This window comes from Flavobacterium muglaense, assembly GCF_014305155.1.
Lineage (GTDB): Bacteria > Bacteroidota > Bacteroidia > Flavobacteriales > Flavobacteriaceae > Flavobacterium > Flavobacterium muglaense.
On sequence record NZ_JACRUK010000037.1, the window covers coordinates 1 to 22,876 of the forward strand.

Genomic DNA, 22,876 nt, shown 5'->3' on the forward strand with positions numbered 1-22,876 from the left:
GTTATAATATAGACCAAATATAATATAAAAAAACCAATTATCAAAATTGGTTTATATTATATTTTTGTTCGGTATAACATAGAAATAAGAGAGATGGATAGCCCAATTCAGGGGTTCACATAGCTATGGTTTTCTACAATAAAGTAAAACGAAATTAAAATTTAATAAAATCTATGTTACTATGTGGTTAATAAATTACAAAATTTGAATGACACTCAACGGGTTATGTTTTAGAAAGAATCTATACTTTTCCTAAGGTGTATAATTGTTCCATTGTAGGCGTTAAGCTACCGCCTTTAGGTTCCAGTGTAATCCCAAAAGCTTCGGCATCTCCTGTACTGTTCACAGCAAAAATGCGTTGGTTATTTTTATCAAAATTATCAAGTAATCCAATACTAGTAGGTGTTAAAGGATTTAGTTTTAAAGCCCACACTTGGTATACCATTCCTTTTGGAGGCTCTGGTAATCCTGCAGCATCGACATAAACTACTTGTGTTTCTTTGTTCCAATATACTTTGGCCGACGATTCTGGAGCAACTGTTTGACCACCTAATGCAACTACCGTATTTTTTTCATCTCGTACTACAGCAAGACTCGTTTCATTGTTTTTGTTTTGTAGTTCCAATGATTTTAGTTCTTTTTCTATTTTTACCTTTTCAATTTGAGAATTTGCCACTTGATTAGTTGTTAAATTCAGTTCATTGTATTGGTAAGCAACTCCTAATAGTAGTACAATTGCTGCTGCCCAACCAATGTATTGCGACCAGTTTCTTGAAGGTTCTTCTTCGTCCAGCTCTATTACTTTTGAATGTTTTAATTCGAGCTTTTCTTTAATTTTTTCATAATTAGCCACAGAATGAAAAGGGGCAAAACTAGATGATAAAGCTACAATTGATTTTTCAATGGCAATTATTTCATCATTTATTTGGGTATCGTTCTTTGCTTTAGCAGCGATTTCTTCGTTTTCAGCTTCACTAAGTAAACCATAAACGTAAAGCTCTAAAATTCCGGATTCTATGTATTCTTTATTTTCCATTATACTTTCAGATAAGTTCTTAAATCATTGATGCAATTGCGATTGTGTGTTTTTACCGTTCCTAAAGGAATATTCAGCTCTTCTGAAGCTTCTTGTTGGGTAAATCCTTTAAAAAACAATAGATCTATTATTTGAATACATTTGGGTTTTAGTCGTTTTACAAACTCTTGAATCCCAATAGTATCCACTTTGCTCGTCAGTTTGTTACTGTCGTCTAATAGATTTACGAAATTATCTGAAGAAAGGTTTTTTTGGCTATTATTAAAGTTTTTAGATCGCAGTTTATCAATAGAAGTATTTCTAGCAATATTGAGAATCCAGGTATAAAATCGACCCTTACTTTCATTATAGGAATCAATGTTTTTCCAGATTTTCACAAAAACATCTTGAAGTACATCTTCGGCCTCTTCTCTATTTCTCACTAGTACGTTGATTACAGAGAACAGACTTTTAGCGTACATATCATAGAGATGCGTGAAGGCTCTTTCGTCTTTTTTGTAAATTAATACTAATAGTTCTTCTTGGGTCATAATGTATAAGTTTAGCAATTACAAACTTATACAAACTTATCCATATTTAATTTAATTTATTAAAAATAGCCTTCAAATAAAAATTAGATTTAAAAAATTGTGATTTTTTTACAATTTTAAAATATTGATAATTAACGCTTTGAAAATTATTTTAAGTTTTTTTTATTTTTTTTAAAACCCTAACGGAAACATTCCCGTAAATGCTTTTATAACCTTATAAATTATAACAAAATGAAAAAAACAAAAATGATATTAGGTCTTTCGCTAGTGGCGATGTCAGGTCTAATTCTAGTAGCAGCAGATCACGTAGATGCTCCATCAGTAACAGGTAATGCAGCAGACATTACAGACATGTACACTTTTCAAGGACAAGAAACTAGTAATTTAGTTTTTGCAGTAAACACTCAAGGATTGTTAAGCCCTAATGCAACAGCGGGAGCGTCTTTTAATGAAAATGTGATGATTGAAATTAACATCGACAATACCGGTGATAATGTAGAAGACTTGGTAATTCAAGCTATTAAAAAAGGAGATAAGATGTATTTCTTCGGACCTTATGCACCATCAGCAACAGGTACATCAAGTACTATTAAAACAGCTTCAGCTTCTGGAAGTGTAGAAATTTCTAAATACGGAGCTACTGCAATTACTTCAACTCAAAACGGAATGAAATTTTTTGCTGGTCCTAGAGATGATCCTTTCTTTTTTGACTTAGGTCAGTTTCAAGCAATCCTTGGCGGAACTGCTACAGCATTTAAAAATCCAGGTACAGATACTTTTGCAGGATCAAATGTACTATCGGTAGTAGTTGAAGTCCCAAAAACAATGTTAGGTACAGCTGCTTCTTTGAATGTGTGGGCTGAAACTAAGAAAAAACAATAATAAATTTTATTCTAAAAAATCTAAATTATGAAAACAAATAAATTCAAAATCATAACACTAGCACTAATAGGTGCACTAGCTACAGTAAGCTGTAACAATGATGACAATAATGATACTATGGCAAGTGCTGATTTCTCTGGGACTTTTGTACAACAAGATCAAATGGCTAGACCAGCAATAAATACTGTTTTTATTGCGTCGGGTCAACCAAAAGACGATTTTAATGCAGCAATTCCATCAGCAATGGGTGCTAAATACCAATCTATCTTTCAATCAAGATTGATGGCGCTAAATCCAGGATTTACAACAAATGCCTTGGGACAAACTGCGGCGCAATTTACAGGATTGTTAGCTACTGACGTGTTGAATGTTAAAACTACTGGGAAAACTACTTTCTTTGATGGAACTAATGTCTTAACAGGTAGAGCTTTGGCTGATGACGTAATTGATGTAGAACTACTTTTAATCTTTGGAGGTTCTAATGGGGCAGCTAATCCTGGACTTACTTCAGATCACGTGGATGCAAATGATAAAGCATTTACAGCTTCATTCCCTTATTTAGCAGCTGCTTGGTAAGAGACTACTAAAAAAAAAACAGAGTACCGAATGAAGTTAGTACTCTGTTTTTTTTTCTACTATTAATTAATCACAAAAACATTTAGATTATGAAACCTTATAAAGTTATCCCCGTCCTGGTTTTTACAATCCTTTTTATTTTCGCTTGCGATACTAAACCAAACCAAATTACAAAAACTGCCGATTACGATAAATACTTGCATCTGGCAAGCAATGAATCACTGGATTTTGCAAATAAAGAAATAGCTTTTTGGCAAGCCAAGTACGATGCCGCACCCAATCAAAAAACATATTTGGGCGTTATAGCTGCTAAGTATGCTACACTTTTTGAGTACACCGGAAACATTAAAAACTTATATAAAACCGAAGATTTACTAACACAGTCCAATCAAGCGAGTCAATATTCTAAAGTTTCAACCTTGCGTTCTTTGGGACGTAATTATATCGCGCAACATCGATTTAAGGAAGCTTTGGCTTTGGCCAATAAAGCATTGGCAATAGGCGAGGGACGTAAAGAAACTCAAAAATTGTTATTTGATGTCCACATGGAATTAGGTGATTTTGCGGAAGCGGAAACTAATTTGAATGCTATAAAAGACATGAAGGATTATGATTATTTAATACGTTTGGCTAAATGGAATGACCATAAAGGCGATTTAAAAACAGCAATCACTTTCATGGAAAAGGCGCGAGACATAGCCGAAAAAGAAGACAACAAAACACTTAAAATATGGTCGTATTCTAATCTAGGTGATTTTTATGGTCACGCAGGAATGATACAAGAATCATACGACAGTTATTTAAAAACATTAGCAATAGATCCCAATTATTCCTATGCTCTAAAAGGAATTGCTTGGATTGTTTTTTCGCACGAGCGCAATACAACCGAAGCAAAAAGAATTGTCGAAGCTATTGAAGTTACCCATAATACACCTGATTTCTTTTTATTGAAATCGCAAATTGCACAATTTGAAGGCAATAAAAAAGAAGCTGATGCCAATGAAAAAGCCTATTTCAATATGTTGAATGCTAATAATTATGGTGCGATGTACAATAAATACAACACCTTAATCTACGCCGATGAAAAAGCAAATACCTCAAAAGCAGTAGAAATTGCAAAGATCGAAGTGGATCACCGACCTACACCAGATTCCTATGATTTATTGGCTTGGTCTTATTTAAATAACGGTCAACCTAAAAAGGCGCTCGAAATTGCCCAAAAGCATGTTGTTGGAAAATCATTCGAACCAAAAGTGCAATACCATTTGGCGATGATTTATAAAGCAAATAAAGAAATTCAAAAAGTAGCTCCTATAAAACAAGACTTACTAGCCAGTCTTTACGAATTAGGTCCAAATTTTGAGAAGAAAGTCAATCAATTATAAAAACCAGATGAGATATTTTATAGCCTTTATGCTTTTCTTTACTGGATTAGTATCGCACAGTCAAGTCCAAAAGGGAACCATCACAGATCAATTTGGGAACGTTATTGAGAATGCTTACATAATAAATACAAACTCAGAAAGTCATGCGCATACTAATTATTTAGGGATGTTCAGTATTGATAAAACAACTATTGGAGATCGATTAAAGATAAGTGCTTTAGGCTATAAAAAGTTGAATTATATGGTAGTTAATGGTGAAAATAATATTCGGTTAGAAGATGATATTTTTAGATTGAACGAAATTGTAATCCAACAAAAGCTCTCAGCTATGAATGTGATTTCTAAAATTGATTTGGAAACAACACCCGTAAATTCGTCTCAAGAAATTCTTCGAAAAGTACCAGGATTATTCATTGGGCAACACGCAGGAGGAGGGAAGGCAGAGCAAATATTCTTGAGAGGTTTTGATATTGATCACGGGACTGATATTGCTATTTCGGTAGATGGTATGCCGGTTAATATGGTTTCTCATGCGCACGGTCAAGGCTACGCCGACTTGCATTTTGTGATTCCAGAAACGGTAGAGAAAATAGATTTTGGAAAAGGCGCGTATTATGCGGACAAAGGGGATTTTGCAACCGCAGGATACGTAGCCTTCCAAACCAAAGAAAAATTAGACAAAAGCAGTATCAGTATTGAAGCGGGTCAGTTTAATACCTTGCGGACTGTAGGTTTATTTAATTTATTGGACAAACAAAAAAAACAATCGGCTTATATCGCTACAGAATATATCCTAACAGATGGCCCGTTTGATTCTCCCCAAAATTTTAATAGAGTCAATCTGTTAGGGAAATATTCGGCAATTTTAGACGATAATAGTAAATTTTCCATTGCTGCCTCACGTTTTTCTAGTAAGTGGGATGCTTCTGGCCAAATACCACAACGGTTAGTAGATAATGGTACCATTTCTAGATTTGGTGCCGTTGATGATACCGAAGGTGGGAATACGAGCCGAACTAATATCAATGCAAGTTTCAAGAAGCCCATCGATGAAAATACATTTTTGAAATCCAATGCTTTCTATTCAAAATATGAATTTGAATTGTATTCTAATTTTACTTTTTTCTTAGAAGATCCTATCAATGGCGATCAAATCAAGCAAAAAGAAAACCGTTCAATTTATGGAATGAATGCCGAGCTGAATAAGAAAGTAAAAAATAATAATTGGGATGTGCTGTTTCAATTGGGAGTTGGTTATCGCGCTGATGCTACAGTTGATACCGAATTGTCACATACTTTAAATAGAACAACAGTTCTAGAACGAATCAAACTAGGTGATATTGATGAAACTAATGGTTTTAGCTATCTGAATACCGAGTTCCGATTTGGGAAACTGATGATTAATCCCGCTTTGAGAGTGGATTATTTTAAATTCAATTACCAAGACAAATTAGCAACGAGTTATAAAACACAGTCGGAAACTGAAGTAAAATTGTCTCCAAAATTAAATTTCATTTATTCTCAAAATAACAACCTGCAGTTTTTTGTAAAATCAGGATTTGGTTTTCATTCGAATGATGCCAGAGTAGTGGTTCAAAACAACGGAAAGCAAGTTTTACCTAGGGCTATCGGCGCAGATGTTGGGACAATTTGGAAACCATTTCCTAATTTAATAGTGAATTCAGCTTTATGGTATTTGTACCTAGAGCAAGAATTTGTGTACGTGGGAGATGCTGGAATCATTGAGCCGAGTGGAAAAACAAAACGCATGGGAGTCGATTTAGGATTGCGATACCAGTTGAATGATTATTTATATTTTGACGCTGACGCAAATTATACTTACTCCCGTAGTATTGATGAACCAAGCGGACAAAACTATATTCCACTTGCTCCAGATTTTACATCAACAGGGGGGTTGAGTTTTCAAAAATGGAATGGATTTTCGGGAGGATTGCGTTACCGTTACTTAAAAAGTCGCCCTGCTAATGAGGATAATTCGATAGTAGCAAAGGGATATGTAATAGCTGATTTGAATTTAAATTATACTTATGATAAAGTCATTTTCGGGCTGTCAATAGAGAATTTATTGAATACCAGATGGAATGAAACCCAGTTTGCCACTGAATCCAGATTGCAAAACGAAACTGCTAGCATAAAAGAAATTCATTTTACTCCGGGTACTCCTTTTTTTATGAAGGCTAAAGTGACCTATATATTTTGATTTAAACTAATCTTTGTGGGTCTGATCAAAGAATCTAATTATAAAATTTAACCACATAGAAGCACAGCAAAAAAGAGTGGTATAGCCCAATTTTGGGTTCAGATGGCTATGGCTTTCTATATTTAAGTAAAACGACTTTTAGGATTTATAAGCCTATGTTTCTATGTGGTTGAAGGATAACAAATATAAAATTACATTCAACAGCTAATGTAATAAATGAATGGTTTGTTTTTTAGTTTGTTAGCCTAGCGTTTTGGTTTAGCGCTAGGTTTTTTTTTTAACAGTTGTTCAATATTAATAAAAAGTTAATACACATAATAGTACTAACAATTTGTTTAATTTTATCAAAAAAATAATAATATGAAAAACCTATTAGTTATAGCTTGTTCAGCACTACTACTTTTTAGTTGCAAAAATGAAGCTCAGGGAAAAAAAGAAAACAATAAAAAAACCGAGATGGCTATGGAAAAACAAAATATTTACCAATTTAAAGTAGAAGATTTATCAGGGAATATCTTTGATTTTGCTTCGTTGAAAGGTAAAAAAGTAATAATTGTCAATACAGCATCAAAATGTGGTTTGACACCTCAATACAAAGATTTAGAAGCTATATATAAAGAATATAAAGACAAAGGGTTTGTAATTGTAGGCTTTCCAGCAAATAATTTTGCGTCGCAAGAGCCAGGTACAAACGAAGAAATTGCTTCTTTTTGCCAACTTAATTATGGTGTGACTTTCCCCATGATGGACAAAGTTTCTGTAAAAGGAGATGATATGTGTGCTATCTATCAGTTTTTGACTCAAAAAGAGAAGAATGGATTGCAAGATTCGAATGTAGAATGGAATTTTCAAAAATACCTTATCAATGAAAACGGTGAATTGGTAAAAGTAATTGCACCAAAAACATTACCTACAGACCCATCAGTTGTGGACTGGATCAAAGCGTAATTTGATAAAAAAATAAACAAAGTTGAATGCACTATTTCCATTTGGTTAAACAAAGGAATAGTGCATTTTTTTTATTCTAAAATCAATTGCATGAACACCGAATGCAACCAACGGTCAAATTTAAAACCAGATTCCTTGATGATTCCTACCGTTTTGAAACCGTATTTTTCATGAAAGTCAACACTACTTTGATTTTCGGCATCAATTACCGCAATCATGGTGTGTAATCCTTGCTTTTTGGCAAGCGCAATTAATTCGACAAGAAGTAATTTTCCAATTCCTTTGCCGTGAAAATCGTTGTTGACATATACAGAATGCTCGACAGTGAATTTGTACGCTTCGCGAAATCTAAAATCACTGTACATCCCAAAACCGGTAACAACACCATCTAACTCGGCTACAATTACGGGGAAGTTTTTAGCTATTTTATCATCCAAAATGGCTTTTTGTTGCTCATAAGTGCGAATGTTATAATCGTACAAAGCAGTTGAATTTAGAATATTGTAATTAATTATTTCTAAAATGGCTTGCGTGTCTTCGGTTTTGTAGGCTCTTAACTTGATTTCCATGACATAATTTTTTGTTCCCAAAAATAATAAAAATCAACCGAAATGAATCAAAAACAGCCTGCAAGTTTGTAACTTTGTACCCGTTGAGGTTCAAAGTAATTTATGACTTTTTTTACCTTAAAATTTAAACTAATTTTTAATGATTTATCCCAAAATACCTTTAGCGCAAAGCATTATCCAAACTTGTTTGAGCAAAGGAATCACAACAATAGTAATTTCGCCAGGTTCTCGTAACGCACCGCTAACAATTGGTTTTTCGAGCAATCCTGCTTTCAATTGTTACAGTATTGCCGATGAGCGTTCGGCAGCTTTTTTTGCACTTGGAATCGCACAACAAACTAAGGAACCGGTGGCTTTGGTTTGTACATCAGGATCCGCATTGTTGAATTATTACCCTGCTTATGCCGAGGCTTTTTACAGTCAGATTCCATTAATTGTGATTTCGGCTGATCGTCCGCAAAGCAAGATCGATATTGGTGATGGACAAACCATTCGACAAGAAAATGTATTTGCTAACCACTCTGTTTACAATGCTAATTTACAGGAAGAAGTTTCGATTGAAAACGATATAAAAATCAACGAGGCAATTAATGCAGCAATTGATAAAAAAGGTCCCGTGCATATCAATGCTCCTTTTGAAGAGCCTTTATATGAAACGGTTACGGAGCTTTCAGTACAGACAACATTTATCGCTTCCGCAAAAGTAAACAAGACAATCGCAACTGGAGATTTAGCTGATTTTGCAAAAATCTGGAACAATTCAGCCCGAAAAATGGTTTTGGTTGGCGTTAATGATCCCAATGTAGTAAGTGATGAAACGGTTCAGGCTTTGGCCAAGGACAATTCTGTTGTGGTATTGACCGAAACGACATCGAATTTGCATCATCCTACATTTATCAATAATATCGACACGATAATTACCCCTTTTACAGATCAAGATTTCATGGATTTTTGTCCTGATATTTTGGTAACTTTTGGAGGAATGATCGTTTCAAAAAGGATTAAAGCTTTTTTAAGGAAATACAAACCCAAACACCATTGGCATATTGATTCTTTAAGAGCTTACGATACTTTTGGGATATTAACGAAGCATTTTGAGGTGGAAACGAATGTGTTTTTTGATGCATTCTTACCACTAACACACGATATCGATAGTGATTATTTTGCAAAAGGGCAAGCTTTGAAACTTTTGCGAAAGCAAAAAAGTGAGGAGTATTGGTCAAAGATCTCTTTTTCCGACTTTAAAGTTTTTGAAAAAGTAATTCCAAATTTACCTAAAAACAGTCAATTGCAAATTAGTAACAGCTCCGCTATTCGATACGCACAATTGATTGAAATTGATCCTTCTATCGAGGTGTTTTGCAATCGAGGAACAAGTGGAATCGATGGTAGTACCTCTACAGCTATTGGAGCGGCTGTTGCCAATGGAAAGCAAACGGTTTTTATAACAGGTGATATTGGTTTTTTATACGATAGTAATGCGTTATGGAATAACTACATCCCCAAGAATTTCAAGATTATATTGATTAATAATGGAGGCGGTGGTATTTTTAGAATTTTACCAGGTCATGCAGAAACGCCTGTATTTAATACTTATTTTGAAACTTCACATTGCTTAACAGCCGAACATCTCGCCAAAATGTATCGATTTGATTACCTGATAGCGCATGATGAAGCGACTTTAACAACTGGCTTACAGCAATTGTACGAACAGAATGAAAAACCTGTTATATTGGAGGTTTTTACACCAACATTAGAAAACGACAAAATATTATTACAATTCTTTAAAGAATTGATATAATAAGGACTCATTTTTAAGGTTTTAGCGCTGAAAACTGAATTTTGCTGTTTTTTATCGTTTTTTTTGAGGTTTTAGTCCATTAATGCCTTAATTATCTTGATTTTAATGCATTTGTAAAGAATTATTTTATAAATTTGAGAGAAATAGAGTAATAACAAATAAAATAAAAAATACTATTTATGAGTGCAAGAGAAGATTTAATTGTAAAGTATGCTGCGGATTTAAAAGATAAATGTGGCGTTAATCCGGATATGGATTTATTGACAAAAGTAACTATTGGTTGTGGTCCTTCAATCTATAATAAAGATTCATCGACAGTTGCAGGAAGTCAACAATCAGAATTGGATACAGTGAAAAATAATTTTTTAATTAAAAAATTAGGTCTTACAGACGGTCCAGAATTAGATGCAGGAATTGATGCAGTTATTGAAAAGTACGGTCGCTCAAATGCAAATAAATACAGAGCTGTAGTGTATTATTTACTAGCGGTTCACTTTAAAAAAGAAAGTGTTTACAACAAGTAAATAATAGAGATAAAAATAAAAAGCGCCTTTTGGGCGCTTTTTTTATGGGTTGTAGTACAGTTATCGAATAGGTGTAGGGAATAGCGGTAAGCTTGCGTGACCTAATTCATCTATAGATTGCACGGCAAATAGAAAGTTATCCTTAGAATAAGGAATAGTTGCTTTTGTATCCTGAACAAAGATTGATTTTTGCCAATTGGTATCAGATGTTTCTCTGATTAATATTTGGTAGCCATATACTTTTTTGCCTTCTGGCGCTTTCCATGCTAAGGTAGAAAAGTTAGTCAGGTCTTTTACTTCGATTCCCACAGCAGTAGGTGCTTTAGGTGCCCAAGCTAGATTAGCCAAAGTAGCCAAATTAGATCCTGCAATTTTACGCAAATACTCAAAATCCATGAATTCAGGAAGATCGCCGTACTTAATATTGTTTTCGGTACGTAAGTCTTGGTGCTGGTGGTCGTGGTTTTCGTTCATTTCGCAAAAACGAATTGCTGTAAAACCATTTTGGCTAAAAGGCGTATGATCACCGCCTCGTAAAAAGCGATCGTTTCTATAGACAAGATTGACCTCTAGTTGATCTACATATTGATCTGTAGTGGTTTTAATGTATCTTGCAAGTAAACGGGAAGGGCTATCATTGTCTCTATTGATTAGTTTTCTCATTTTAGCTTCGTCTTCGGTTTCTAGGTAAGGAGTTGCCTCACTAAAAACGCGAACCTTAGTATTGTCTCTTAAATTAGTACCGCTAGACAGACTGTTTCCTATCATGTCATTGTTTAACATGGCAACAATGTTCCAGTTTTCTTTTTTGGCTATTTCGGCTAGATGGCGCGCACCGTATAATCCTTGTTCTTCGCCGGTCACAGCAACAAATATAATAGTGTACGGGAAGGATCGCTTGCTCATAATTTTGGCTAGTTCCATCATAGCAGCTACTCCAGAGCCATCATCATTAGCTCCTGGCGCATCCGATTTGGCATCCATTACGTCCGTAACGCGGGAATCCAAATGGCCGCTGATGATTAATACACGATCATCATTAGGGTCGGTTCCTTTTAAAGTTCCCATCACATTGCCGAGTTGGCTGTCTTGCGCAATTCTTTTACCATCGGCTTTGATGGTGAAATAATCAACGGTAGCAGTAAGTCTTCCATTTGATTCGGTTGCGTATTTTTCGAATTCTGATTTCACCCATTGTTGAGCCGCTCCAATTCCTCTAGTTTTACTTTTGGTATCACTTAAAGTGTGTCGGGTTCCAAAAGAGACTAGTTTTTTAACGGTGTTTTCAAGGCTTTCGGCTTTTATCTCAGCAACCATTTTCTTGATTTCGGGGTCGTCATTGGTAATTTGGGCCACTGTAATTTGGGTACAAAACAGGACTGCAAAAAGAAAAAGAATAGGGTTTGTTTTCATTTTTTGAAGTTATTTATTTTTTAAAGTCTAAAAATAAGTAAAAAAAGAGAAGTAATTGTGGTCTCAAGGAGTTTTAATACTTGTTTAAGGAGTTACTGTTTTATAATTTACGGACGTTCTGGGTTAAAAGCGTGCTTGAAAAAACGAAATGTTTTGGCACAGCCCTGATGGGAGTGACTATCCTTTTTTGGCTGGGGTTCAGCCAAAAAGATAGTGCGGACAGCAGGAGGATTGTGGTTAGGAATAAGAGTGTTATGCTTCTAAAAGGTAAAATAAAAGTAAATTCTAAGATGGGATGAGTTTACTATTTTCAAACTTCGTACCTTTGCCGCTTAGAAAATTGAATAAAATGATTGAAATAGGAAAATACAATACGCTTACAATACTTCGTGACACCCAAGTTGGTTTATTTTTGGGAACTCCAGATACTGATCCTGAAGGGATTCACGATGTGCTTTTACCTAATAAATATGTTCCAAATGAATTTGAAATAGGTGAGGAGCTTATTGTTTTTGTTTATTTAGATCATGAAGAACGTCCCGTTGCTACTACATTAGAGCCTTATATATTATTGAACGAATTTGCGCTTTTGCGTGTGAATTATGTGAATCAAGTAGGTGCTTTTATGGATTGGGGAATGGAAAAAGACATTTTGGTTCCGTTTAAAGAGCAAGCGCGCCCGATGGAAAAAGGGAAACGTTACTTGGTGTACCTTTATATGGACGAAAAAACCAACCGTTTAGTAGCTTCTAGTAAAACCAACCAATTCTTGAAAAACGATGAATTGACGGTTGAAAAAGGAGAAGAGGTAGATTTAATCGTTTCGCATATCACGGAATTGGGTATAAATGTGATTATCAATGAGCGTCATAAAGGGTTATTGTACAAAGATGAAGTGTATGATGATTCGATAAGAACGGGAGATCGTATGCGTGGATACATTAAAACGGTGCGTCCTGATAATAAAATTGATGTGGCTTTGCAAATTCAAGGGTACCAAAGCATCGAGCCTAATGCCGATAAAATTCTAGATGAATTGAGAGCGAGTCGTGGTTTTTTAAGGCTGACAGATAACTCACATCCTGAAGATATTAAAACGGTCTTGAAAATGAGTAAAAAAACCTTCAAGAAAGCGATTGGTGCTTTGTATAGAGAGAAATTGATTGAAATAAAAGAAGACGGAATTTACTTGGTTAAAGAATAAAAAATTCCATTTTAGTATAGAAAAAAGAAAGACTAATCGGTTATCCGGTTAGTCTTTCTATTTATAACGCCTTTATAAAATGGGCGTTATGATGTGATTTTTTGCAAAAGCGTATTTTTACTACTATTGCATTTGTGTCTTTGCCGTTTTTTAATAAGTAAATAAAATTGAGGCTCAAATTCACTTTATAGCCATTGGTTTTTTATAATTACGTGTAGATTTTACTTTTTCATTTTACAGATTATTGATTAACCAAGTATGGTAATCTACGCTTTAACCACAGGGGTTACTATTGAAATATCCTTATTTTGTTTACTATTTTCCCATTGGGCTCTTTTTCTTCGATTTTTAATTTGAGCATCGTGCAAAAAAGAGTGGTAAAGTGTTTTAAATTTTTCAAAAGCATTCTTTTTTTAGGTTAATAATTCAGTGAACTAATTCAATCAATCAACATCATTATGTAATGGTATGATACTGATTAGCAATAGTTAAAGATAATAAATCTTTTTGTAAATGGTGTGATAAAGTTTCAAATTTGTTTTATTTATGACTAAAAACAAGCGACCAATAAAATTTTACTTACAGATAGACTTGCTTACAATTGCTTAATGTGTAAAAAATGATTTATTTTTACACTATAAAATTAAAAACTCATAAAATGGATTGGATAACTGCAAGAGAATTTGAAGATATAACCTATAAAAAGTGCAATGGTGTGGCGCGAATCGCGTTTAATAGACCAGATGTGCGTAATGCTTTTAGACCTAAAACGACAGCCGAATTATACCAAGCTTTTTATGACGCTCAGGAAGACACTTCGATAGGAGTGGTTTTACTTTCGGCAGAAGGGCCTTCGTCTAAGGATGGAGTATACTCGTTTTGTAGCGGTGGAGATCAAAACGCACGTGGACATCAAGGATATGTAGGTGAAGATGGGCAACACCGTTTGAATATTCTAGAAGTACAGCGTTTGATCCGTTTTATGCCAAAAGTAGTAATAGCCGTAGTTCCAGGATGGGCTGTTGGTGGTGGTCATAGTTTGCATGTAGTGTGTGATATGACACTGGCAAGTAAGGAACATGCTATTTTTAAACAAACAGATGCTGATGTAACAAGCTTTGATGGTGGTTATGGATCGGCTTACTTAGCTAAAATGGTAGGACAAAAGAAGGCACGTGAAATTTTCTTCTTGGGACGTAATTATTCGGCTCAAGAAGCTATGGATATGGGAATGGTAAATGCCGTGATTCCTCATGCTGAGCTAGAAGATACCGCTTATGAGTGGGCTCAAGAAATTTTAGGAAAATCGCCTATGGCTATTAAAATGCTAAAATTTGCTATGAATCTTACAGATGACGGAATGGTGGGACAACAAGTTTTTGCTGGTGAAGCAACTCGTTTAGCCTATATGACTGAAGAGGCTAAAGAAGGTAGAAACGCATTTCTTGAAAAGCGTAAGCCTAATTTTGAGAAAAAATGGTTGCCATAAAAATAGTTTCAGGTTTAAAGTTTAAAGTGGTTTCAAACGCTTTAAACTAATAAACTTTAAACTAATAAACTTTAAACATTAAACTAAAACATTTAAAATGAAACATTGGATTGAAGCGGCTCGTTTGCGCACATTGCCTTTATCGGTATCAGGAATAATTGTAGGTAGTATGTATGCCTTGCGCCCTACAGATGATTATGAAACGCCCACTGACGTATTTAGTTGGAAAGTGTTTGGTTTTGCTATTTTAACCACCTTAGGGTTGCAAGTACTGTCCAATTTTGCCAATGACTACGGTGATGGAGTAAAAGGAACTGATAATGCAGACCGTGTGGGTCCTATGCGCGCTATTCAAAGCGGACTTATTTCGCCGCAAGCCATGAAAACAGCTATAATCATAACATCGGTGCTTACTTTGTTCTCGGCGATCTTATTGATTTATTTTGCTTTTGGAGATTCTAATTTATTTTATTCTTTCTTCTATTTAGCCTTGGGAATTGTAGCAATTGCCTCAGCAATCCGTTATACAGTAGGAAGTAAAGCTTATGGATACCGTGGTTTTGGAGATGTGTTTGTATTTATCTTCTTTGGACTAGTAAGTACCTTAGGAGTGAATTTTTTATATTCAAAAGAAATTGATTTCGAACTTTTTTTACCAGCAACGGCCATTGGTTTTTTGAGTGTTGCGGTTTTAAATTTAAACAACATGCGGGACGAAGCATCTGATCGAAAATCAAATAAAAACACAATTGTAGTTCAAATTGGCGGTGCGAAAGCCAAGAAATACCATTATTTCTTGATTGTATCTGCTATGATTTTGGTGTTGTTATTTGCTTTTTTAAGCGAGTACCGTTGGGATCAATACTTATTTGTGCTAGCATTTATTCCTTTAATCAAGCATTTAAGTACAGTTAGTAAAAACAACGAGCCTAAGCTATTAGATCCTGAATTAAAAAAAGTAGCACTAAGTACTTTTGCTTTATCGATACTTTTGGCACTATGTATGGTATCACTAATTCAAGATCTATTTGTAAACTTATTTTTAGGAGGTCGATAAAAAACATAAATTATGAAAATTACTTATTACGGACACGCATCTTTAGGGATTAAAGTAGGAGGAATGAACGTTTTGGTCGATCCTTTTATTACTGCTAATCCATTGGCGGCACATATTAATATCGAAACTTTAGAAGCCGATTATATTTTAATAACCCACGCACATGGCGACCATGTTCTGGATGTCGAGTCTATTGCTACTAGAACAGGAGCGGTCATTGTCTCTAATGCCGAAATCGCGGCTTATTATGCTAACAAAGGCTTTACATCACATCCTATGAATCACGGCGGAAGTTAGACATTCAATTTTGGAAAAGTGAAATATGTAAGTGCTATTCATTCTAGTTCCTTTCCTGATGGGACTTATGGCGGGAATCCAGGTGGTTTTGTAATTGAGGGCGAGCATAAAAATATTTATATCGCTGGTGATACGGCCTTAACAATGGATATGAAGTTAATCCCAATGCGTACCAAATTAGATTTAGCAATCCTCCCTGTTGGCGATAATTTTACTATGGATGTCGAGGATGCGATCATCGCTTCAGACTTTTTGGATTGTGATAAAATTTTAGGGTACCATTACGACACCTTCGGCTATATCAAAATTGATCACAAGCAAAGTATTCAAAAGTTCTTCGATAAAGAAAAAGATTTAATGCTACTAGAAATAGGTGATAGTATCGAATTGTAAATTATAAAAGTATGGAGCTATTTCCAGCTATTCGTTACAATCTTTTCTTGTTTTAAAGAAAAACAAGAAAAGGATTTTCACTGCTATCTGGGCTAGGGCATTTGTACATTTAAATAAACCATACGTGAAAAAAATAATTTTACTGCTATTAATTAGCATTTTTTACCAGACGGCTTTTGCGCAAAAAGAAGGCTATTGGGACAAAGAGCGAGCGACAACCAAAGAAATTACTGTTTTGGCTGGCGAGAAAATGATTGTCAAATCGGATGATTTCCCTGTAGGAACAACTGAGTTGATCTATCGCATCACTATTCTTGATGAAAATCAACAATTGGCAGGTAGTTTAGTATCGCTTTTAAAAGCCATTCCAGACCCTACAGGAATCAGTCAAGGATCGGCGGGAGCTGTTTTTATCATGTCCAAAATTTCAGGAAGTGACAAATGCAAATACGCTGTTTTTTCGACAAACGACCTGGCGACTGCGTATCAAAAAGACGGTAAAACAGATAAAGCTTGCGTGTATCAAGAAGTACCGCTAAGCAAGGACGCGAGACGATTGTCTATTGATAAATCGAGCTGTTTGCAGGCAAATACTGCCAATTTATGGTTTGGTTTCGAAAGCTCCAATTGGATCATGAAGCAAAAAATCATCTTGGAAGTAGTGCCGTGGGTAGATACTAAACTTAGTAGAGGATGGACTTTAGAAAACAGAAAATACGTAATCAATCAATGCAAAACATCCGCTTTGGCTAGAAAACTTAGTAGTTCGGATGACTTTTGTATTTGCTTAGAAGAAAAAATCCAAAAACAATATAAATTTCAAGAATTCCAAAAACTATTAGCAATAGAACAAGCTAAAGCGTACAAGGATTATGGGAATAGTTGTTTTAGCGAAATGAACGGTTCTAAGGCTGTTTTAGATAATTTACGCCTACAAGCCTCTAATTTTAGTAAAAAAGGGGATTATGGCAACGCAATTGCGCAATACAATGCGATAATCAATGATGGCAAAGCCTCAGCCTTGGATTATAGTGCAATTGGTTATACTTACCTTTTAACAAAGCAGTACGGTAAAGCAATCAAGGCATTGAAAGAAGGGGAGAAGCTTGACGATACTGAATTACTAGTCAAACTCAATTTAGCGCATGCCTACTTATTAAATGACGATTACAGAGCAGCTAAAGCAATCTATAAAGAATACGAAACGCAAAATGTAACCGATAGTGTAAGTTGGATTCAAAAAATAAACACGGACTTCGCTACATTTAAAAAACTAGGATTACCATCAGCTGATTTTGATAAAGTATTGAAGTTGTTAGAGCGATAGGCTTCTTTATCATATAAATCATTTAAGTTTAAAGTATGGATCGTAGTAGTTGTTTTTTGTATTGGTATACTTTGTGTGGTTACTATTATCAAGAACTTTGCGAGAAATATTCTCAAATGACTTATATCTTTAAAAAAAAACATTTAGTTCTTGCTTAACGAATCATTATTTTTAAAACCCAATCATAGAAAATGAAAGCTACCTATCATAAATACCTACTCGATTTTAAACGTCCTTCAGGAACATCTCGAGGCGTATTGACTCAAAAAGAAACTTGGTTTATTGTTCTGGAAAAGGATGGTAAAAAGGGAATAGGAGAGTGTGGCATTTTAAGAGGTTTGAGCATTGATGATCGACCGGATTATGAAGCCAAATTAAAATGGACTTGCGATAATATTCATTTAGGCATAGACCATCTTTGGGAGACATTAATCGAGTTTCCTTCGATACAGTTTGGAGTCGAAATGGCCTTTCAATCTTTGGTGAGTGAAACACCGTTTGAATTGTTTCCGTCTGAGTTTACTAAGGGGAAAAAATCTATACCCATTAACGGACTCGTTTGGATGGGGGACCCTTCTTTTATGAAAGAACAAATTGAAGAAAAGTTAGCGCAAGGTTTTAGTTGTATAAAGTTAAAAATTGGAGCGATTGATTTTGATAAAGAATTAGAATTATTAGCCTTTATTAGGGCTAATTTTAGTCCAGATCAAGTGGAAATACGAGTGGATGCTAATGGTGCTTTTGATTCAAACGAAGCTTTAAATAAAATAACTCAACTATCTGAATTTAAATTACATAGTGTCGAGCAACCGATTCAAAAAAACAATACTGACAGGATGGCAGAGCTGTGTAAAACGACTCCTTTGCCTATTGCTTTGGATGAAGAGCTGATAGGGGTGTTTTTATTCGAAGAAAAGGAAAATTTACTACTTAAAATAAAGCCTCAATACATCATTTTGAAACCTAGTTTTGTGGGTGGTTTTAAAGGTACGCAAGAATGGATTTCATTAGCCGAAAGGCATAATATTAGATGGTGGATCACTTCGGCTTTAGAGAGTAATATTGGTTTGAATGCAATTGCACAATGGACCTTTTTACAAGATAACATAATGCCACAAGGACTGGGAACGGGAGCTTTGTATACTAATAATTTTGATAGTCCGTTGCAGGTTTCTCAGGGGCAGTTGTGGTACGATCAAACTAAAAAATGGAGTTTTGATTTTAAGGATTTATAAGTCTTTTATCTAGTCGAAACTGACTGGTAGTAGACCTAAAAAAAAACGCGTTTTATAGCAATAAAACGCGTTTTTTTAGGTGAATTAACCTTTGGTATAAATAAATTGAGTCTGTTATAATTTAGCATAAACGGCTAAATTGATAGAGGGTGCAAGTGGTGCGTTGTTGTTTCCAAATGCTCCAAATGTAGAGAAGTTTGCACCATATTTATTTTGAATAAATTCATAATTAAATTTTAGACCTACTGCGTTATAAGTTTGGCGGTCTAGGTATGATGGCCATCTATTGTTATTGTTAGCAAAGGCGCTTTCTTTTGCAACAGGATTTTTAGTGTCTAGAGCAAATATTAAATGTCCTTTTGGGATGATTTGGTACCCAACTTCAGCACCCATCTTAAAATAGTCCGAATAGTCATTGGTCATATATCCATAACCTACATTGGCAAAATAATACCATTTTCCTGCGCTAGAACCCGCACTAACGTATGGGATAAATGAACTAGCATCAAAATCAGTACTTAGACCTGTACTGCTGTCAAATTTAGAGGTATTGGCTTGAAATTGCAAACCGGTGCTTATTTTCCAGTCTTTGTCGTATAGTTTGTACTTAAGACCTAAGGTTATATTCCCTAGTCCTGAAAGGTTTTGCGTTGTGTTACTAGTTGTACCAGTGTAACTCGCAAACTTCATAGGTATAACAAGTAAAGCTTCAAGATTATTAGTAATTCCGTATTCACTATATAGTTGTGTAGTAACGTCACTGTAATCACCATCTATAGCTACTTTGTTTCCATCGATTTGTGCTTGGTTGTAAAACAATCCAGAAACTCCTAGTTGAACATATGCTTTCCCTTTTTCTTTTGTCCAAGGACCTTGAGCATTTGCAAATTGTAAACCGAGTAGGCTGAATAATAGAATGTATTTTTTCATAATAGTTTGTTTTAATGATCAGACGTTCCTTTTTTGGTTTCCTGACAAATTGAAGTAAAAAAAAACCGTTTTAATTTTTAAAACGGTTTTTTGGTGGCGTAATTGAGTTGATTATTTCATTTTTTGAGCAAACTTCCCAATTGTCATTCCTTGTACTAAAATGGAGAAACATACAATTACATATGTAATGGTAACCCAAATGTCTTTATTATATTCTGGATTGATCGATAAGGCAAGAGCAATAGAGATTCCGCCTCTAAGACCTCCCCATGTCAGGATTAGAATTGTTTTTTGTGTTATTTTTTCTTTCAATCGCACGGCTATTGACGGAATGTAAACCGAAATGTACCTTGTTGCTAATGTGATAAAGAGTATGATAATTGCCGCGAAAAGTATCTTTTGATTGGTTTGAATTACTAATAATTCTAGCCCGATTAAAACGAACAAAAGAGCATTTAGTATTTCATCAATCAATTCCCAAAATTTGTCTACATACTCGGCTGTTATGTCAGACATTCCGTGAATTTTTCCGTGGTTACCAGTAATTAAACCAGCAGCAACCATAGCTAATGGTCCAGATACATGTGTATAATGTGCTAGTGTGTAACCACCCATAACCACTGCTAGTGTGATTAAAACCTCTACTTGGTAGTTGTCTATACTGGCAATTAGTTTGTAACCGATATAACCAATTACAATACCTAGCACTAAACCACCTATGGCTTCTTGACCAAATAAGAGTAAAATACTACTAACGTTTAGATCCGCTCCTGGCTTAGCTAATTGTAGAATCGTAATAAAAACAACTACCGCTACACCATCGTTAAATAAGGATTCACCAGCAATTTTTGTTTCTAAGGACTTAGATACTCCTGCACTTTTTAAGATGCTTAGAACGGCAATTGGGTCAGTAGGGGAGATTAGTGCTCCAAATAGCATTGCATGGATTAGTTCTACTTGAACCCCCATGAAGTTTAGTAAATAATAAGAAGCAAACCCAATGATAAAAGTACTGATTAGTACACTTATAGTTGAGAATAGTAAGATGCTTAGTTTTTCATTATTTAAATCTTTAAATTTGATATGAATTGCTCCAGCAAAAAGCATGAAGCTTAGCATGCTCTCTAGTAATAATTCACTAAAATTGATGCTGTCCATTTTTATAGCAATGTCTTCTTTAAATGAAGGGAAGTAGTATCCCATAATAAGAATAAAGAAAGAGAAAATTAAAGACACAAGCATTAAGCCTATGGCATTAGGGAGTTTTAAAATTCTGAAATTGATATAAGCAAATCCAGCTGATAATACAATCAGTATAGAAAATAGGTGAAATAAGTCCATTATTGTTTATTAATATTTATGTTAAAATCGGGTGCTTGTACAAGATGAAAAGTCGCCGAAGCCATTTTTACTTGACCGTTTGAAGCTTCAATTTGGGTTAAGATTTTAGTGAATAAGGCTGTTTTTGTAGCCCTTCTTTTTTTATAACCTACTACATAACGTAGCGTATATTCGGCCCAGTTATCATTTGCAACTAGCGAAATCATAGGTTCTGTTTGTGCATCTTCTAAGCGGTATTTGTTTTGTAGTGAATGCCATTTTTCTTTTGATGTATTGGTCAAATCACCTGCAACTTCTATTCCTATGTTTAGAATGAGTTCTTTAGCCATGTCGTAATTACTTCCATATTGAATAGGAATCTTGATTTCGTCCCATAAAAAAGGAAAATCTCCAGAATAATTAAACACGGGTTCTTTGAATACATAACTATTTGCGATGAGTACAATTCGGCCGTTGTATAAGTCACCGTCCACCCATTGTCCAGTTTCCATAATGGTAGTTCGCAAAACGCCTATGTCCATAACATCTCCTTTTATACCTCCTAATTGTACGCGGTCTCCAGTGTCATAAAAACCACCAAACATAATAGCTAACCATCCGGCAAACGACGCAATTACTTCTTGCAAGGCAAAAGCGATTCCTGCACCAGCGACCCCTAAGGCTACAGTGAAACCTCCTAGTTTATCACTAAAAACAACCGTTAGAAAAACAATTGTGAGTAGGTAGCCAATGAAAGAGCTAAGCTTTTTGGCTTTGTATCTGTTGTCATTGTTTTGTATTTTTACAAATAGCCTTTTTTGAAGTACTTTTATAAGGGTCCAGATTAAAGCAACGCCCACAAGAAAGGTGACAATTTTCCCCACGGTGGGATTGTATAGGTATTCTTGGATTTGCTCTTCCATATCTTATTTATTGATGTGTAATACTCTTTGTGGAAACGGAATTGTAATTTTATTTTCTTTAAATAATTCAAATATTTTTATTCGCATTTCGCTTTTTATATTTTCAACTCTAAAAACATCTTCTGACCAGAAGATGATACAGAACTGTAAAGAAGAATCTCCAAAATCCGTAAAGCGTACAAACGGGCTAGGGCTTTTTAATATACCAGTTTGTTGGTCGACCGCTTGTTTTAAAACCTGCATCACTTGTTTAACATCCGATGCGTAATCGACCCCTACATGTACTTCAAATCGAGATGCAAGATCATTATGTGTCCAATTGATTAATTGATTAGAAGTTAAACTTGAATTGGGTAAAATAATGTATTTATCATCACGAGTTAATACAGTTGTTGTTCTTAAATTGATTTCTTTTACGATACAAATAAGTCCATCAGCTTCAATAACGTCATTTACTTTCACAGAGGAATCAACCAGTAATATAATTCCAGAAACAAAATCACTAAAGAGATTTTGCAATCCTAAACCTACACCCACCATCAATGCTGCCGAACCGGCTACAAGTACAGATAAGTTAAATCCAAACAGTTGTAAGCCTGTTAAAATAGCGACAACAATGATTAAGTATCGTACTAAATTGTAAATAGAGTATCTCTTGGCAATATCAATTTTCTCTACTCTGTAAATTGTTTTTTTAGCTATTTTTAAAATGATAGCTGTGACAACAATAAAAGCAAATAAATTTAATAGCGTAATAACTTTGATGGTGAATTGTCCATCTTGAAAAAGAGTATAATTTAATAGCTCGTTCATTAG

Annotated in this window: 20 protein-coding genes and 1 pseudogene; 13 read left to right on the top strand and 8 right to left on the bottom strand. The window is 34.8% G+C overall.

All coding sequences use genetic code 11. From position 1 onward, the window contains the following. Positions 1-241: 241 nt before the first annotated feature. Both H8R24_RS13225 and H8R24_RS13230 read right to left on the bottom strand, forming a co-directional pair. Positions 242-1,036 (bottom strand): anti-sigma factor, encoded by a 795-nt coding sequence (locus H8R24_RS13225; protein WP_187019881.1) that lies wholly within the window; start codon positions 1,034-1,036, stop codon positions 242-244. Beyond that, on the bottom strand, positions 1,036-1,566 hold the full coding sequence (locus H8R24_RS13230; RefSeq protein WP_187019878.1) for an RNA polymerase sigma factor: 531 nt from the start codon (positions 1,564-1,566) through the stop codon (positions 1,036-1,038). The genes H8R24_RS13225 and H8R24_RS13230 overlap by 1 nt, the downstream gene beginning before the upstream one ends. 231 nt (positions 1,567-1,797) lie before the next feature. Here H8R24_RS13230 and H8R24_RS18435 point away from each other — a divergent pair, with 231 nt between their 5' ends. The 5 genes from H8R24_RS18435 (at position 1,798) to H8R24_RS13255 (ending at position 7,578) form a co-directional block, all read left to right on the top strand. Then, positions 1,798-2,448, top strand: coding sequence for a DUF4331 family protein (locus tag H8R24_RS18435; protein ID WP_187019875.1), 651 nt, complete (start codon positions 1,798-1,800; stop codon positions 2,446-2,448). A gap of 27 nt (positions 2,449-2,475) precedes the next feature. Then, positions 2,476-3,024 (top strand): DUF4331 family protein, encoded by a 549-nt coding sequence (locus tag H8R24_RS18440; RefSeq protein WP_187019872.1) that lies wholly within the window; start codon positions 2,476-2,478, stop codon positions 3,022-3,024. 89 nt (positions 3,025-3,113) lie between these two features. Beyond that, positions 3,114-4,409, top strand: coding sequence for a tetratricopeptide repeat protein (locus H8R24_RS13245; protein WP_187019869.1), 1,296 nt, complete (start codon positions 3,114-3,116; stop codon positions 4,407-4,409). Between the two features lie 7 nt (positions 4,410-4,416). Then, on the top strand, positions 4,417-6,630 hold the full coding sequence (locus tag H8R24_RS13250; RefSeq protein ID WP_187019867.1) for a TonB-dependent receptor: 2,214 nt from the start codon (positions 4,417-4,419) through the stop codon (positions 6,628-6,630). 360 nt (positions 6,631-6,990) lie between these two features. Then, on the top strand, positions 6,991-7,578 hold the full coding sequence (locus tag H8R24_RS13255) for a glutathione peroxidase (RefSeq protein ID WP_187019864.1): 588 nt from the start codon (positions 6,991-6,993) through the stop codon (positions 7,576-7,578). Between the two features lie 71 nt (positions 7,579-7,649). Here H8R24_RS13255 and H8R24_RS13260 read toward each other — a convergent pair whose 3' ends face one another. After that, positions 7,650-8,147, bottom strand: a complete 498-nt coding sequence (locus H8R24_RS13260; protein WP_187019862.1) for a GNAT family N-acetyltransferase — start codon at positions 8,145-8,147, stop codon at positions 7,650-7,652. Positions 8,148-8,286: 139 nt separating this feature from the next. Here H8R24_RS13260 and menD point away from each other — a divergent pair, with 139 nt between their 5' ends. Then, entirely contained in the window at positions 8,287-9,948 is a 1,662-nt protein-coding gene (gene menD, locus H8R24_RS13265; RefSeq protein WP_187019859.1) for a 2-succinyl-5-enolpyruvyl-6-hydroxy-3-cyclohexene-1-carboxylic-acid synthase, read from the top strand. Between the two features lie 179 nt (positions 9,949-10,127). Continuing rightward, positions 10,128-10,472: a DUF2853 family protein gene (locus H8R24_RS13270; protein WP_187019857.1), complete on the top strand. Its 345-nt coding sequence runs from the start codon at positions 10,128-10,130 to the stop codon at positions 10,470-10,472. Between the two features lie 60 nt (positions 10,473-10,532). On the opposite strand, the gene H8R24_RS13275 is transcribed toward H8R24_RS13270, so the two are convergent. Then, positions 10,533-11,885 carry a M28 family metallopeptidase gene (locus H8R24_RS13275; RefSeq protein WP_187019854.1) on the bottom strand — a complete coding sequence of 451 codons (1,353 nt, stop codon included), beginning with the start codon at positions 11,883-11,885 and terminating at the stop codon, positions 10,533-10,535. Between the two features lie 349 nt (positions 11,886-12,234). Between H8R24_RS13275 and H8R24_RS13280 the strand changes: the two genes are divergently transcribed. The 6 genes and pseudogenes from H8R24_RS13280 (at position 12,235) to H8R24_RS13305 (ending at position 18,887) form a co-directional block, all read left to right on the top strand. Next, on the top strand, positions 12,235-13,089 hold the full coding sequence (locus H8R24_RS13280) for a CvfB family protein (protein ID WP_187019886.1): 855 nt from the start codon (positions 12,235-12,237) through the stop codon (positions 13,087-13,089). A gap of 658 nt (positions 13,090-13,747) precedes the next feature. Next, positions 13,748-14,578, top strand: coding sequence for a 1,4-dihydroxy-2-naphthoyl-CoA synthase (locus H8R24_RS13285; protein ID WP_026707374.1), 831 nt, complete (start codon positions 13,748-13,750; stop codon positions 14,576-14,578). 97 nt (positions 14,579-14,675) lie between these two features. Beyond that, complete coding sequence (menA, locus tag H8R24_RS13290; protein ID WP_187019851.1) at positions 14,676-15,635, top strand: 1,4-dihydroxy-2-naphthoate octaprenyltransferase; 960 nt, start codon at positions 14,676-14,678, stop codon at positions 15,633-15,635. Between the two features lie 12 nt (positions 15,636-15,647). Continuing rightward, positions 15,648-16,325 (top strand): annotated as a pseudogene (locus tag H8R24_RS13295) (metal-dependent hydrolase). A gap of 124 nt (positions 16,326-16,449) precedes the next feature. After that, complete coding sequence (locus tag H8R24_RS13300) at positions 16,450-17,652, top strand: tetratricopeptide repeat protein (RefSeq protein ID WP_187019849.1); 1,203 nt, start codon at positions 16,450-16,452, stop codon at positions 17,650-17,652. Between the two features lie 191 nt (positions 17,653-17,843). After that, positions 17,844-18,887, top strand: a complete 1,044-nt coding sequence (locus tag H8R24_RS13305; RefSeq protein WP_187019846.1) for an o-succinylbenzoate synthase — start codon at positions 17,844-17,846, stop codon at positions 18,885-18,887. Between the two features lie 114 nt (positions 18,888-19,001). Here the strand turns inward: H8R24_RS13305 and H8R24_RS13310 are convergent, their stop codons facing one another. From H8R24_RS13310 to H8R24_RS13325, 4 genes are all read right to left on the bottom strand, one after another. Then, a complete protein-coding gene (locus H8R24_RS13310) occupies positions 19,002-19,817 on the bottom strand; it encodes a transporter family protein (RefSeq protein ID WP_187019844.1) in 816 nt (271 codons plus the stop codon). Between the two features lie 111 nt (positions 19,818-19,928). After that, positions 19,929-21,158, bottom strand: a complete 1,230-nt coding sequence (locus H8R24_RS13315) for a cation:proton antiporter (protein ID WP_187019841.1) — start codon at positions 21,156-21,158, stop codon at positions 19,929-19,931. Next, entirely contained in the window at positions 21,158-22,060 is a 903-nt protein-coding gene (locus H8R24_RS13320) for a mechanosensitive ion channel family protein (RefSeq protein WP_187019839.1), read from the bottom strand. The genes H8R24_RS13315 and H8R24_RS13320 overlap by 1 nt, the downstream gene beginning before the upstream one ends. Before the next feature lie 3 nt (positions 22,061-22,063). Beyond that, positions 22,064-22,873, bottom strand: coding sequence for a mechanosensitive ion channel family protein (locus tag H8R24_RS13325; RefSeq protein WP_187019836.1), 810 nt, complete (start codon positions 22,871-22,873; stop codon positions 22,064-22,066). Positions 22,874-22,876 lie beyond the last annotated feature (3 nt).

What these genes read in the sequence shown, in the direction of transcription:
- menA (WP_187019851.1), top strand. Translation starts at nt 14,676, where the DNA reads ATGAAACATTGGATTGAAGCGGCTCGTTTGCGCACATTGCCTTTATCG.
- H8R24_RS13320 (WP_187019839.1), bottom strand. Translation starts at nt 22,060, where the DNA reads ATGGAAGAGCAAATCCAAGAATACCTATACAATCCCACCGTGGGGAAA.
- H8R24_RS18440 (WP_187019872.1), top strand. Translation starts at nt 2,476, where the DNA reads ATGAAAACAAATAAATTCAAAATCATAACACTAGCACTAATAGGTGCA.
- H8R24_RS18435 (WP_187019875.1), top strand. Translation starts at nt 1,798, where the DNA reads ATGAAAAAAACAAAAATGATATTAGGTCTTTCGCTAGTGGCGATGTCA.
- H8R24_RS13260 (WP_187019862.1), bottom strand. Translation starts at nt 8,147, where the DNA reads ATGGAAATCAAGTTAAGAGCCTACAAAACCGAAGACACGCAAGCCATT.
- H8R24_RS13245 (WP_187019869.1), top strand. Translation starts at nt 3,114, where the DNA reads ATGAAACCTTATAAAGTTATCCCCGTCCTGGTTTTTACAATCCTTTTT.
- H8R24_RS13280 (WP_187019886.1), top strand. Translation starts at nt 12,235, where the DNA reads ATGATTGAAATAGGAAAATACAATACGCTTACAATACTTCGTGACACC.
- H8R24_RS13325 (WP_187019836.1), bottom strand. Translation starts at nt 22,873, where the DNA reads ATGAACGAGCTATTAAATTATACTCTTTTTCAAGATGGACAATTCACC.
- H8R24_RS13250 (WP_187019867.1), top strand. Translation starts at nt 4,417, where the DNA reads ATGAGATATTTTATAGCCTTTATGCTTTTCTTTACTGGATTAGTATCG.
- H8R24_RS13310 (WP_187019844.1), bottom strand. Translation starts at nt 19,817, where the DNA reads ATGAAAAAATACATTCTATTATTCAGCCTACTCGGTTTACAATTTGCA.
- H8R24_RS13255 (WP_187019864.1), top strand. Translation starts at nt 6,991, where the DNA reads ATGAAAAACCTATTAGTTATAGCTTGTTCAGCACTACTACTTTTTAGT.
- H8R24_RS13315 (WP_187019841.1), bottom strand. Translation starts at nt 21,158, where the DNA reads ATGGACTTATTTCACCTATTTTCTATACTGATTGTATTATCAGCTGGA.
- H8R24_RS13275 (WP_187019854.1), bottom strand. Translation starts at nt 11,885, where the DNA reads ATGAAAACAAACCCTATTCTTTTTCTTTTTGCAGTCCTGTTTTGTACC.
- menD (WP_187019859.1), top strand. Translation starts at nt 8,287, where the DNA reads ATGATTTATCCCAAAATACCTTTAGCGCAAAGCATTATCCAAACTTGT.
- H8R24_RS13285 (WP_026707374.1), top strand. Translation starts at nt 13,748, where the DNA reads ATGGATTGGATAACTGCAAGAGAATTTGAAGATATAACCTATAAAAAG.
- H8R24_RS13305 (WP_187019846.1), top strand. Translation starts at nt 17,844, where the DNA reads ATGAAAGCTACCTATCATAAATACCTACTCGATTTTAAACGTCCTTCA.
- H8R24_RS13230 (WP_187019878.1), bottom strand. Translation starts at nt 1,566, where the DNA reads ATGACCCAAGAAGAACTATTAGTATTAATTTACAAAAAAGACGAAAGA.
- H8R24_RS13225 (WP_187019881.1), bottom strand. Translation starts at nt 1,036, where the DNA reads ATGGAAAATAAAGAATACATAGAATCCGGAATTTTAGAGCTTTACGTT.
- H8R24_RS13270 (WP_187019857.1), top strand. Translation starts at nt 10,128, where the DNA reads ATGAGTGCAAGAGAAGATTTAATTGTAAAGTATGCTGCGGATTTAAAA.